Source organism: Bacillus sp. FSL R5-0439, from assembly GCF_038008805.1.
Taxonomy (GTDB): Bacteria; Bacillota; Bacilli; order Bacillales; family Bacillaceae; genus Bacillus; species Bacillus safensis.
This window is the reverse complement of the sequence record NZ_JBBOZW010000001.1, coordinates 507,205-519,668: the sequence shown is the minus strand read 5'-3', so window position 1 is coordinate 519,668 and position 12,464 is coordinate 507,205. Positions and strand designations below refer to the sequence as shown.

General features: G+C 41.8%; 13 protein-coding genes and 1 riboswitch. Of the genes, 5 read left to right on the top strand and 8 right to left on the bottom strand.

What is annotated here, in order from left to right; translation table 11 throughout:
• Window positions 1–32 precede the first annotated feature (32 nt).
• The 5 genes from NST59_RS02475 to NST59_RS02455 all read right to left on the bottom strand — a co-directional run bounded on the left by NST59_RS02475 (window position 33) and on the right by NST59_RS02455 (window position 6,461).
• Entirely contained in the window at window positions 33–1,274 is a 1,242-nt protein-coding gene (locus NST59_RS02475; protein ID WP_058837370.1) for a dicarboxylate/amino acid:cation symporter, read from the bottom strand.
• Window positions 1,275–1,350: 76 nt separating this feature from the next.
• A riboswitch (cyclic di-AMP (ydaO/yuaA leader) is annotated at window positions 1,351–1,484 on the bottom strand.
• 63 nt (window positions 1,485–1,547) lie between these two features.
• Window positions 1,548–2,570, bottom strand: a complete 1,023-nt coding sequence (locus NST59_RS02470) for an AI-2E family transporter (RefSeq protein WP_039176691.1) — start codon at window positions 2,568–2,570, stop codon at window positions 1,548–1,550.
• A 198-nt stretch (window positions 2,571–2,768) separates the two neighbouring features.
• The gene (dctP, locus tag NST59_RS02465) at window positions 2,769–4,037 is read right to left on the bottom strand and encodes a C4-dicarboxylate transporter DctP (RefSeq protein WP_039176689.1); all 1,269 of its coding nucleotides are present in this window, start codon (window positions 4,035–4,037) and stop codon (window positions 2,769–2,771) included.
• A gap of 124 nt (window positions 4,038–4,161) precedes the next feature.
• Complete coding sequence (locus NST59_RS02460; RefSeq protein ID WP_008361849.1) at window positions 4,162–4,845, bottom strand: response regulator; 684 nt, start codon at window positions 4,843–4,845, stop codon at window positions 4,162–4,164.
• Complete coding sequence (locus tag NST59_RS02455) at window positions 4,842–6,461, bottom strand: ATP-binding protein (RefSeq protein ID WP_395942430.1); 1,620 nt, start codon at window positions 6,459–6,461, stop codon at window positions 4,842–4,844. The genes NST59_RS02460 and NST59_RS02455 overlap by 4 nt, the downstream gene beginning before the upstream one ends.
• A gap of 67 nt (window positions 6,462–6,528) precedes the next feature.
• Here NST59_RS02455 and NST59_RS02450 point away from each other — a divergent pair, with 67 nt between their 5' ends.
• Window positions 6,529–7,626 (top strand): DctP family TRAP transporter solute-binding subunit, encoded by a 1,098-nt coding sequence (locus NST59_RS02450; protein WP_041116739.1) that lies wholly within the window; start codon window positions 6,529–6,531, stop codon window positions 7,624–7,626.
• 26 nt (window positions 7,627–7,652) lie between these two features.
• Here the strand turns inward: NST59_RS02450 and NST59_RS02445 are convergent, their stop codons facing one another.
• Entirely contained in the window at window positions 7,653–8,483 is an 831-nt protein-coding gene (locus tag NST59_RS02445; RefSeq protein ID WP_041089179.1) for an EcsC family protein, read from the bottom strand.
• Window positions 8,484–8,639: 156 nt separating this feature from the next.
• On the opposite strand from NST59_RS02445, the gene NST59_RS02440 reads away from it, so the two are divergent.
• The 4 genes from NST59_RS02440 to NST59_RS02425 all read left to right on the top strand — a co-directional run bounded on the left by NST59_RS02440 (window position 8,640) and on the right by NST59_RS02425 (window position 11,404).
• A complete protein-coding gene (locus NST59_RS02440) occupies window positions 8,640–8,900 on the top strand; it encodes a GlsB/YeaQ/YmgE family stress response membrane protein (RefSeq protein WP_039176683.1) in 261 nt (86 codons plus the stop codon).
• Window positions 8,901–9,123: 223 nt separating this feature from the next.
• Window positions 9,124–10,401 carry an Nramp family divalent metal transporter gene (locus NST59_RS02435; protein ID WP_144490932.1) on the top strand — a complete coding sequence of 426 codons (1,278 nt, stop codon included), beginning with the start codon at window positions 9,124–9,126 and terminating at the stop codon, window positions 10,399–10,401.
• A gap of 71 nt (window positions 10,402–10,472) precedes the next feature.
• The gene (locus NST59_RS02430; protein ID WP_039176679.1) at window positions 10,473–11,042 is read left to right on the top strand and encodes a GNAT family N-acetyltransferase; all 570 of its coding nucleotides are present in this window, start codon (window positions 10,473–10,475) and stop codon (window positions 11,040–11,042) included.
• Window positions 11,043–11,140: 98 nt separating this feature from the next.
• Entirely contained in the window at window positions 11,141–11,404 is a 264-nt protein-coding gene (locus NST59_RS02425) for a hypothetical protein (protein ID WP_058837367.1), read from the top strand.
• A gap of 40 nt (window positions 11,405–11,444) precedes the next feature.
• Here the strand turns inward: NST59_RS02425 and NST59_RS02420 are convergent, their stop codons facing one another.
• Entirely contained in the window at window positions 11,445–11,669 is a 225-nt protein-coding gene (locus NST59_RS02420; protein ID WP_059376056.1) for a hypothetical protein, read from the bottom strand.
• An 82-nt stretch (window positions 11,670–11,751) separates the two neighbouring features.
• The gene (locus NST59_RS02415) at window positions 11,752–12,453 is read right to left on the bottom strand and encodes an endonuclease V (RefSeq protein ID WP_144490931.1); all 702 of its coding nucleotides are present in this window, start codon (window positions 12,451–12,453) and stop codon (window positions 11,752–11,754) included.
• Between the last annotated feature and the right edge of the window lie 11 nt (window positions 12,454–12,464).

The window sequence follows — 12,464 nt, the reverse complement described above, 5'->3', positions numbered from 1 at the left end:
AAAGGGCTGATCCACTCAGCCCTTCTTGCTTATTACAGTGATAAGTTAGGTGTCGGCGCTTCTTTTTCATGTTTCTTTTCGGTTTCAGAAACAATCACCGCACATGCTGCGTCACCTGTAATATTCACTACGGTCCTTGCCATATCTAATAAGCGGTCTATGCCAAGGATCAGCGCTATTCCCTCAACAGGAAGATTCACGGAATTTAAAACCATGGCCAGCATGATGAGCCCTACCCCTGGCACGCCTGCTGTACCGACACTTGCTAATACAGCCGTTAACACAACCGTCAGCATTTGAACAAGCGTCAGTTCAACCCCATATACTTGAGCGATAAAAATGGTCGCAACACCTTGCATAATGGCCGTTCCATCCATATTAATAGTTGCACCAAGCGGCTGCACAAAGCTTGAAATCGACTCTGGTACCTTTAAACGCTTTTGCGCTGTTTCCATTGAAACCGGCAGCACTGCGTTACTGCTTGATGTACTAAATGCAACAACCATCGCCGGGGAAAATCCTTTAAAGAATTCCATCGGATTTCTTTTTGCTAAGATCGCAACGGTTGAACCATATGTCAGGAAGAAATGCAGGATGAGCGCAATTAACACGACCGAGAAGTAAAGTCCCATCGCTTTCATGGCATCCAGCCCCTGACTGCCGATCGCGGTTGCAATTAAACCGAATGTCCCGTATGGTGCAAATTTCATCACAACACCGACAAGATACATCATTAATTCATTTCCTTGTTCAAACAGCTTTAGCAAGCCTTCCGTTTTTTTACCGAGCATGGCGATGCCAAGACCTAAAAATACACAGAAGACGATAATTTGAAGCATATCTCCTTCAACTAACGATTGGACTGGATTGGTTGGAATAATGTTGAGTAGTGTTTCTGCCATTGACGGGGCTTCCTCTGCGGAATAATCTGCTGCTTTTGTATCAAAATTGCCGAAGGCTCCCGGCTTGATTAGTACAGCTAATGAAATGCCAATGATGATGGCAAAAGTCGTAGTGAGCAGGAAGTAAGTAATGGTTTTTGCACCGATTCTGCCTAGCTTTTTCGGATCACCAAGGCCTGCTACACCAAGCGTGATCGAAAAGAATACAATGGGCACAACCAGCATTTTAATCAGGTTTAAGAAGATTTGACCTAGAGGTGTAAATAAATAAGGGTCTAACACTTTGAATACATTTGGAGCAAAAAGGTTAAGCAGCAATCCTGTGATGGCACCTACAAACAAGGCAATAATAATTTTCGTCGCTAGCTTCAATAAAATCTCCCCTTCCTCGTCAAAAAGCCCACGAGAGAGTCTTCTCGTGGGCCTGCGTGTCCATACGTGTACCACTGTCTACTCTCTTCACGCTGATGAGGTTAGCTGACGGGTTAGGACGAAGAGATGTCCTTTTTTCTCAGATAAGAAAAATTCACCCCAAAAACATGGGTCCCCCATTCCTTTAGAAGGATTAAGCGTGTGGTAATATGATATTTTCATACCATTTATACCTTATTTTTAGAAAATTGTAAACAGGTTCATATGAACTTTTTAATTACTTTCTTCCCTATTTGTGACCTCAAGAATATCTAAAATAAACACAAAGATTGGGATACCGATAATAAGTCCCCAAATGCCAATATAGTGTTCAGAGAAGATCAGCACAATAAACGTGAAGAAAATAGGGAGTTCTGTTTTAGCTGACATGAGCTTCGGATTTAAGAAATAAGCTTCAATGGCATGGATAATCACGATCACCAGCACAATATAGAGGACATACATTCCGCCTCCAAGTGTATACGCAATGATGCTGAGTGGAATAAGAGAGATAACCACACCCGCTACTGGGATTAAGCCTAGCAAAAAGACCATGACCGCTAAGCCAAATAACTGCGGGAAACCCATAATGCCCAGCGCAATTGTCGTTAGCACACAATTAACGGTTGCAATAATAAACTGTGCTTCGAGTACTTTTCCAAACGTTCGGGAAAATTTACGTCCAAAGAAGGCAATTTCATGATAGAACACGGAGATTTTACTCGTTTTGAACTTGTTCATAAATTGAATGAGGCGTTCCTTTTCGAACAGGAAGAACATGCTTAATATTAAGGACATAATGACCTGGATACTGAACGTGCTGAAATCTGTTAAGTATGTATAGAGGAAATTAAACCCTTTCTCAAAGAAAGCTGATATTTTGAAATCACCAAATACGTTCGTGATGACGTCAAAGAAGGGTAAATCTTGTGGATGATCTGCGATTTTCTTTCCTAAATGGAATAGCTGCTCCACCTGTTTGGCGATGATTGGTACAAAAACGAAACCGCCAAATGTCAAACCACCAGCCAGAAGAATATACAAAATAGTAATGACCGATTTCTGTCCTATTTTCAGGAAGCGATTTAAAAAGCCTCTAATGACCTCTTCTAACCGATTCATCAAAAAGGTGAAAATGAAGGTCAGAAGAATTAAATTCATCATTCCTCTTAATAGATATAATGCTGTAGCTAATACTACAAATACTAAAAACCGCTTAACACCGGGTTTTTCGAACAATTTTAAAAATGCCGCCATTACGTTACACACCTGCCAGGACTAAAGTCTATTTTTCATCGTATCTGATATACATTATATCGGATCTTTCTGTAAATTATATAATAAAAGGTCAACGAGGTCTTACGATTCGTAGTCATTTTATTGATTTTATTTTTTACACAAGAAAAAACCGAACCTATGTAGAACATAAGGTTTCGGTTTTTGGTTGTTTTTATACTAAACAGCCTGCTTCATATTCCGCATTTCCTGAAGTGCTGTTTTGCTCTTCGATTCGTCAAATTCACCTTCACTCTTCGCGACAACAATTGTTGCGATTCCATTACCAATGAGGTTTGTGATGGCTCTTCCTTCGCTCATGAAGCGGTCAACCCCAAGTAGCAGTGCAAGCCCCTCTAACGGAATGACCTGAAGTGCTGCAAGTGTAGATGCAAGCACGATAAATCCGCTTCCTGTCACCCCAGCAGCTCCCTTTGATGTCAGCATCAGAACAAGGATAATCGTGATCTGCTGACCGATGGACAGGTCTACACCAAACACTTGCGCCAAGAAGACGACGGCCATCGATAAATAGATTGAAGTTCCGTCTAGATTAAAGGAATAGCCTGTTGGAATAACAAGACCAACAACAGACTTAGAGCAACCGTAGCGTTCCATTTTATCCATCATTCTTGGCAGCACAGATTCTGAAGAGCTTGTGCCAAGAACAATCAAAATTTCATCCTTGATGAATCGCAGATAACTGAACAGACTAAAACCATACATTCTACAAATGATGTTCAGCACAACAAAGATGAATATGAACATCGTCATATAAACGGAGAGCATCAGACTCGCGAGCGGTTTAATCGATGCTAGCCCAAAGTGTCCGATCGTATAGGCCATTGCCCCAAATGCACCGAGCGGCGCTGCACGCATGATATATCCAATGATTTTAAAGAAAACGAGTGAAAGCTTATCAAGCCATTCGATGATGCCTTTCCCCTTCTCGCCAAGTGCAGCGAGCGCAACACCGAATAAAATAGAGAAGAATAAGACCTGTAAAATATCACCCTTTGCGAAAGCATCTACCATGTTAGATGGAACGATGTGTGTGACAAATTCCATCCAGTCGATGCCCTGTCCGCCATTTTGGGTATATTGTGAGACATCCCCTTTTTCAAGCTTGCTATAGTCAAGACCTGCACCTGGCTTCATGATATTCACAACAAAAAGACCGATGACCAGAGCAAGTGTCGTGACGACTTCAAAATAAATAAATGCTTTTCCCCCAACTTTTCCAACCTTTTTCATATCCCCCATCTTGGCAATACCAAGAACAATGGTTAAGAAAATAATTGGTGCAATGACCATTTTAACGGCATTGATAAAGGTATCACCAAGCGGCTTCATTTCTTTTCCGACGTTTGGCCACACCATCCCGACAATGATCCCGATGATGACAGCTGCAATCACCTGAAATGTCAGGTTCTTCAAAAGCCTTTTCATAAAAAATCAACTCCCTCACCCTTTGATGTAAACGCTTAACTATTATCTGTAGGTAAATGATAGCGATTTCATCAAAGACTGTGAAGCTTATGGACATATCGTACATTTTGGTCTTTTTGGTCTCTTAGTCAGAATGTACGATATATTTATTCACGGGCCGTCCTACCCCGCCATATTGCATATCTAATTTCAGCTCGCCTTCTTTTACGAGGAAGTCTAAATACCGACGTGCCGTGACACGGGCAATGCCAAGTGCATTGGCAACTTCCTCCGCAGATTGCGCGCCTTCCTGTAAGCCCATATACGCTTTAATTTCGTTCATTGTATGCACATTCAGCCCTTTAGGGAGCCAAGTATCTTCCTGCTTAACGGCAGGCTTTCGTATGATATCATCGAGCATCTCCTGAGAAAATTCTGCCGCGGTTCGAATTTTCGATTTAAACGCCTTATAGCTTTCAAGTGATTCTTTCATTCGTTCAAATTTGAATGGTTTAATAATATAATCCCGCGCACCATTTTGAAGCATGATGCCGATGGTCTCTTTGTCCTTCGCTGCTGAAATCACAATCACATCCACCTGCATCTTCTGTTTTCTGATGTCTTGCAGCGTTTTGACGCCATCCTTTTTTGGCATATACACATCAAGTACCACGAGATCTGGACGAATCTCTTTAATCAGCTGGATGCCCTGCTCCCCATTTCCAGCGACAGCTGCTACTTGAAAGCCAGGAACACTCATAATGAACTCTTTATTCACTTCTTGCACCATTGGGTCATCTTCAATTAACAGCACCTTAATCTGAGTCATCTGTCTCTCTCCTCTATGGTCATTGGGAATTCGATTGAGAAGGTGGTACCACTGCCGATGCTTGATGTGACTTCTACATTTCCCATCCCTTTGTCAATAATCGTTTTTACAATATACAGGCCATAGCCTGTTCCGCCCTCTTTGCCGTGTGTGAAGCCTTTATCGAAAATATAAGGAATTAGTTCCTCTTCGATTCCGGAGCCATTGTCTTCAATTAAAATCACGAGGACATCCTCCGTTTGATCGATGCTAATGGAAATGACTTTTGTGTCTCTTTCTACAGTATCATACGAAGCAAAGGCGTTCTCAATGAGATTTCCGAGCAGCTTTGTCATATCATGCTGATCAAGCCGCTCAGGGAAATGACGGAGACTGCTATGTTCATCTACTTCGACCTTGATGCCAAGCTCCTTGCCCCTTCTGATTTTACTCATCAATAATCCTGCGACAGCATCATGCTGAATGACGCGATGAAGAAAGTCCGTCACATGTTCCTGCTCTTCTGTCGTTTGAAAGGCTAGATCGAGCGCCTGATCGGCTTTACCAAGCTGAATCAGCCCGGCAATCGTATGAAGCTTATTCATATGCTCATGGTTTTGCACCCGCAAACCGTCCACAAAGTTTTTAACCCCTGTGAGCTCCTCTGCCAATTTTGCCGCTTCCGTCCGGTCCTGAAAAATGGCGACCGCTCCGATGATCTTCTTTTTCATCACAATCGGAATCCGGCTGCTCATGATCCGCTTTCCGCTCATATGAATTTCTTCATTGTAGACGGGTTCTGCGCGATCGATGATCTCAGGAAGTCGTGTATCAGAGAGCACACCCCAAATATTCTGGCCCACGACATCACCTGTCACGCCAAAAATCTGCTTCGCCTTCTCATTAAAAATGGTGATCATGTGCTGATTATCAATGGCGATGACCCCTTCATTAATAGAGTGAAAGGTTGCAGTGCGTTCCTCCAGCATTCTAACAATCTCATGCGGCTCCAGCTTAAACATTTGCTGTTTAATATGGCGGGCGAGCAAAAATGAACCTACAAGCCCAAAGCTGAGCGTCAGCAGGAGAATCATGAGGATATCCCGCTTCATTTCTCCTAATATATCTGCCATACTTGGCAGGGTTCTTCCTACAAGCACAACCCCTGTTTGATTAAATTGATCATCCTTCACCGGATAAAAAGCTCTGATCGCTGTTCCAAGCTCTCCCTCTGCTTCTGAGAAATAAATATGCTCTGCAAAAGCCGGCTCTTCATCTGTTCCTTCTGAGCGCTGGCCAATCCTTGTTTTTACTGGATGCGTTAATCTCACATGATCCATATCCATCACGACAATGTAGTCAGCGTCTTGAATAATCCGAATTTCTTCGATTGCATGCTGTAATCGATCACGTTCCTTTGTCTGATCAGCTAACGCCTGCTTCACCTCATTCATCTCAGCCACAGTTCTCGCCGTGTTCATGAGTCTCTTTCGAAGCTCCCGTTCCTCTGTTTGCTGAATTCCCCCGACAAGGACAATGCCTCCGATTAAAAGGGCGAAAATGACAACGAAATATGTGAGGATGGTAAGCTTCCATCTAATAGATAATTGTTGCAATTTCAATCGATTTCTCATCATTTTTTCACCTGTATCTTTACGAATTCTTCCTCTGTCAAGTATGCTTGACATAAGGGGGATCTGACGCATGAAGAATTTACTCGCTTATACGCTATTACTCATGATCGGTTTTGTAACCGCTTTATACTTTGGCTTTTATCATATGATGCCAAAATCAGCGACAACCTTTGATGATGAACAAACCGGACTGAAGGACCAGCTTGTGTTCAAATTCAGTCATGTCGTGGCAGACAATACACCTAAAGGACTTGCTGCAAAGAAATTTGCTGAGCTTGTGCACGAAAAATCGGATGGAAAGATCAGCATTCAAATTTTCTCCAACGGGAGCCTTTATTCTGATATTGAAGAAATTAATGCACTCAAAGAGAATCAAGTTCAATTTATCGCTCCGTCTACCTCGAAGCTCGGCATGCTGTCCCCTGAGTGGCTGGCACTTGATCTTCCCTTTGCTTTTTCAAATTACAGCGCGGTTCAAGAAGGCCTGCACGGTGCAATTGGACAAAGGTTGTTTGGCACGCTGCAAAAAGATGGATTAAAGGGAATGGCTTATTGGACAAATGGCTTTAAGCAAATTACCTCAAATAAAGGACCCATCAAACAGCCGGCTGATTTAAAAAACCAGTCTCTCCGCATAATGCAAAGCGACATGATTGAGAAACAATTTAAACTTCTTGGTGCAAAGCCCTATCAGGAATCATTTAATTCAACATTTCAGCTATTAGAAACCAAAAAAGTAGACGGTGAAGAAAATACCATTTCAAATATTTATTCAAAAAAATTCTATCATATACAAGACTATATGACGATCAGCAATCACGGGTATTTAGGCTATGTGGTCTTAACAGATCAATCCTTCTTTGACCGCCAGACACCCGAAACGAAACGAATTTTACTTGAAGCCATGGAAGAAACAACAGCTTGGAATGAAAAGCATGCAGAACAGATGAACAAAGATCAGTTGGAGGACATTAAACGCGAATCGCCGATTGCCATTCATGAATTGACGCCAGCTGAAAGACAAAAATGGATGAAAGCCCTTGATCCTTTGTATGACGAAGCCGAAAAAACGATTGGCTCCACCCTCATCAAACAGATCCGCGAACTTCGTGCACGTTATGAACACTCACCTATTCATGCTTTTCAGGAAGAGGATGAGAGCAAATAAAAAAATCCCTTTGATAAGGGATTTTTTTATGCGCCGGACTCACTCTGTTCTTGCTCGGTGAGCTCTTCTAATCTTGTTAAAATTCTTCGCTTTCGGTATTGCATCATGCCTGTTTCGGCAATTCCTTTTAATTGTGAGCGGTTCGAAACGGCACCAAACAAAATCCCAGCGATGGGCACAAGCTGAAACAGTTTCTTCCAGCCAAACGAATCTCGATAATTATAGACAACCTCACGCCACCCTTGGATTTGGGAAATCATGTTCTCATGCTTCCCTTCAGATGCATGATAGCTTTTCAGCTCTTTTAGAATCGATTTCTTTCCAACGACATCCGCAGAGTTCAACTGCAAGCATTTAATGATGAAGACCCGCTCCTCTTTGTTTTTAGGATCATAGCCATAGGTGACGGCAATATCCTGTAATGTTTTCAGAGAGAGACCGAGTACCGCAGGAATATCAGCGGCTAGTGTAAACATTCCGCCAACACCAGTTGTCGCCCCTTGTACCGTCGCGAGATTTGTTCTGTTTTTCCCCATATGCTCACTAATGGCATCCATCATTTCGATCGGAGCCTTTCCAATATCTTCTATGCGCTGAATGGATTCATCGGCACACTTCTTTTGAAATTGATGAATGATGCCTTTTTCCGATGTCAAATAGGCACCGCCGGATTGAATGTAATGGCCCATTTCGTCTAGCAGTACACCGATTTTTTTCTGAATAAAAGCAGGCGTCAGCTTGTCCAGCATTTGAAATGGAAGACGGCTGAGTTTCTCCCAAAACCATACCTTTTGCTGGTCTTTCTCCCACTTTTCAATCTCCTTTAATTGTGCCTTTAGCCATTCTCTTTCCTCCATGTCATATGCCTCCTTAGATGCCGCTGAAGTATTTGTCTGTTATTATACACAATCCTTGTCCATCATACGTATAGAACATTGAAGCGGTTCCGAAAGGTTTTAATCTTTTTCAAAACGGTTATTGCTTAATAAACAAACAAAAGAGGAGTGATCAACATGTTAGGATTTCTAATTTCATTGGTTGTGGCGATTGTCATCGGGCTCATTGGGAGTGCACTCGCTGGAGGCAGTGTACCGGGAGGATGGATCGGTTCAATGATTGCCGGACTTGTAGGCGCTTGGATTGGTCATGGATTACTTGGAACGTGGGGTCCTAGTCTGGCAGGCTTTGCGATCATTCCAGCGATCTTAGGAGCAGCAATCTTTGTCATTATTTTAAGCCTGATCTTCCGCAGCGTTGGATCAAGGGTATCTTAAAAAAACGAATAGCAGAGGAAGCAGTAGGGACACCGTCTAAGGGGCGGTGTTTTTTATGTTGGCGCGTTGACAAGGTATCTATTTTTTTCACTTACATATGATAAACAAACCTATTAGTTCAGATAGTTGACTTTTCATGAAGATGGGCATATGATGATTAAAAATTGCATGAAGGAAACTTTTTGTGCCCAAGCAAAACTTTGTAGAATTTAGGTGATGACATATGACAAACAAATACATCGAGGCACAAGCACACATGTCAGCGGCAGCTGAGCGTGCACTTGAAGGAAAGGTCAAAGGATTTAGAAGGCTTCTTCCTTTTCTAGGCCCTGCTTTTATCGCTGCCATTGCATATATTGATCCAGGGAATTTTGCCACCAACATTGCCGCTGGCTCCAAATATGGATACCTCCTCTTATGGGTCATTCTCATATCAAATCTCATGGCTTTGCTCATCCAATCCTTGTCCGCAAAGCTTGGAATAGCGACAGGTAAAAACTTACCTGAAATCGCACGTGAAGAGTTTCCAAAACCTGTATCCATCGGTTTATGGATTCAGGGCGAACTCGTCATTATTGCCACAGATTTAGCTGAGTTTATTGGAGCGGCACTTGGTTTATACTTGCTCTTTCGGATTCCTTTGCTTGAAGCATCTATTATTGCAGCCATTGGATCATTTGCGATTTTAGAATTGCAAAGACGGGGATATCGCGCATTAGAAGCTGGCATTACCGGCATGCTGTTCGTTGTCGTGATCGCTTTCGCTGTGCAAACCTTTGTCGCCAAGCCTGATATGGCAAGTGTCGCTGGCGGGCTTTTCATTCCAAAATTTGATGGCACAGATAGTGTACTGCTTGCAGCTGGAATTTTAGGTGCCACTGTGATGCCGCACGCGATCTATTTACATTCAGCATTAACCCAAAGAAGAGTCGTCGGCAGAACAGAAAAGGAGAAAAAACAGATTTTTCGCTTTGAGTTTTTCGATATCCTCATTGCGATGTTAGTTGCTGGAGCCATCAATGCCAGTATGTTGATTGTGGCAGCCGCTCTATTTTATAAAAATGGTCTCTTTGTTGAAGATCTGGATGTTGCGTTCCAGCATTTTAACACACTTGCAGGTCCTGTATCAGCTATCTTATTTGGTGTAGGCCTGCTTGTAGCCGGACTATCCAGCTCTTCTGTCGGTACATTGTCAGGCGATATCATTATGCAGGGTTTTATTCAATACCGCATTCCACTGTATGTCCGCCGGCTGATTACCATGATTCCCCCTATTGTGATCATTGCATCTGGGGTGAATCCGACATCAGCACTTGTGATGAGTCAGGTGGTCTTATCATTTGGTATTGCCTTTGCTTTAATTCCGCTCATTTTATTTACAAGTAAAAAACGAATTATGGGCGAATTGACGAATGCCCGCTGGGTGACAGGAATATCTTGGGTGATAGCAGCTCTTGTTGTCGCACTCAATCTCTTTTTAATTGTAGATACGTTTATGTAAAAGACAGTCGTGATGCTGTCTTTTTCTTTTCATATGGTTATGGTAAAATTCCCCTGAGAGGATGTGGGCACATGTTTTTTTATCAAGATCAAGAGATATCCATGCGGTTGCTTGAGCCAAGAGACGCAAGAAGTCTATATTTGCTCATCCAGCGGTCAAGAGAGCATTTACGTGAATGGATGCTTTGGGTGGATTCAACACAGACAGAGGAAGACAGCATGGCGTTCATTCAAGGCGCAATGCAGCAAGCCTTGCAGAACAACGGTTTTCAAGCGGGCATCTGGTCACATGGAGAGCTTGTCGGGATCATTGGCACCCACCAAATTCATTGGATCAACAGGACTGTTTCAATTGGCTATTGGCTCGGAGAAGGCTATCAAGGAAAAGGCATCATGACAAAAGCATGCAAAGCAGTCATTCAATATTTATTTGAAGAATGTGGACTGCACCGCATTGAAATCAGGGCTGCTGTCGATAACCAGAAGAGTAGACGCATCGCAGAGCGGTTATCCTTTTCGCTTGAAGGCATTTTGAGACAATGTGAATGGCTGGGCGACCGCTTTACGGACCATTGTGTATACGCGCTCTTGCAGCCTGAATATATGAAAGAAAAAACGCATTCTATGAATCAACCCACTTAATTGTGTCGATTGCATGAATTATTTTACAAAGTGAAGCTTTGTGGTATCCGTTGCGATCAGCATCTGATAAAATAGAAGGAAAAATCGAGGTATGAAGTATGTCTCTTATTATTTTATTTTACTTATGGATCGTCCCTTTATTATTTGGTATTTTCTTCTCATTCTTAACAAAGAAAGCCACCTACAAACGCCGCTTTGTCCCATCATATAGCATGGCAGGACTCAGCATCGTTTTTCTCATTCTGGCACTTGTCTTTTCAGCCAGCCATTTTCTATTCATTTGTGGTATGTTCCTATTTGCCACAACCCTTGTCGGCACAAGCATCCCTTTATTTTTAGCCTTTACAAAAACACCATCATAAACAAAAACCACCTTTTTGCAATGGAAAGGTGGTTTCTTTTTTATTGATTTGGCATTCTGTAAGTCACGGTGGCATCTTGATTGGCTTCAATTGTTTTCACAATGTCTTGTAGGATCTCTGACGCTCGATCATTTGAGTCATACTTGCCGAGAGTCTTTACCCAAGTATCGCCTCCTGCGATCATTCCTTCAATCTTTTTGCCGGTTACTGAGACTTCGTGGACATGAACGAAACTTTGCTGGTTTTGTGCGAAAATCCATAGCATGGTTATAACTCCTTTTATTGTTTGATTGAATGTCGTTAGCCCTTTTCAATACAGCTAAAAAATGTGCTATGTTACACTTCCCCTATTCTTTTGTTAATAACTCTTTTCGAATAGCATGTGTCTCAATATCTGCAAACCTTACGGGTATTGGTAATCTACTGTTTTTATCAACAAGTTTCATAATAATTTTTGTAGTTGTATCTAAATCAATCCAATTCCCACATGAAATAAAAATAGGCTTAACATTCACTCTGGTTCTGAGCGCTCTTCCATATATTTCGTTATTTATAATAATATCTGTGTATGCATTTGTTTTATTTTGGGGCATGGTAAAATCTATACCATTAATTTTCAAATAACTTTTTGCGACTCCAATGGTAGGTTTATTTAAGAAGAAAGACGCCTGTGTAGCAATGCCCATGTGTCTATAATGTAAATAACCATTTCCATCAAACATATAGACGTCTACTTGTTTCGTCAGTTTTTTTACTGCATCTTTAATTAATGGCATTTCACGAAAAGCAAGAAAACCTGCTATATAAGGAATCCTTATTTCTCCATGGCTATGCACTTTTTCTATGATTTTTTTTTCTATCAAATCATAGACGACGATACAACAAACACCGCTCGTTTTTCCATGCATATCAAAATAAGCTACATCTACACCTGCAATAAACCTTATGTTCTCAAGTTGAAAATTATTTTTCAATTGCACTTTAGGCAAGAGCGCTTTTTGTTCACTTTTAAATTTTTCTAATAAATCATTTATTTCATCATTATGCATAAGATCCACAC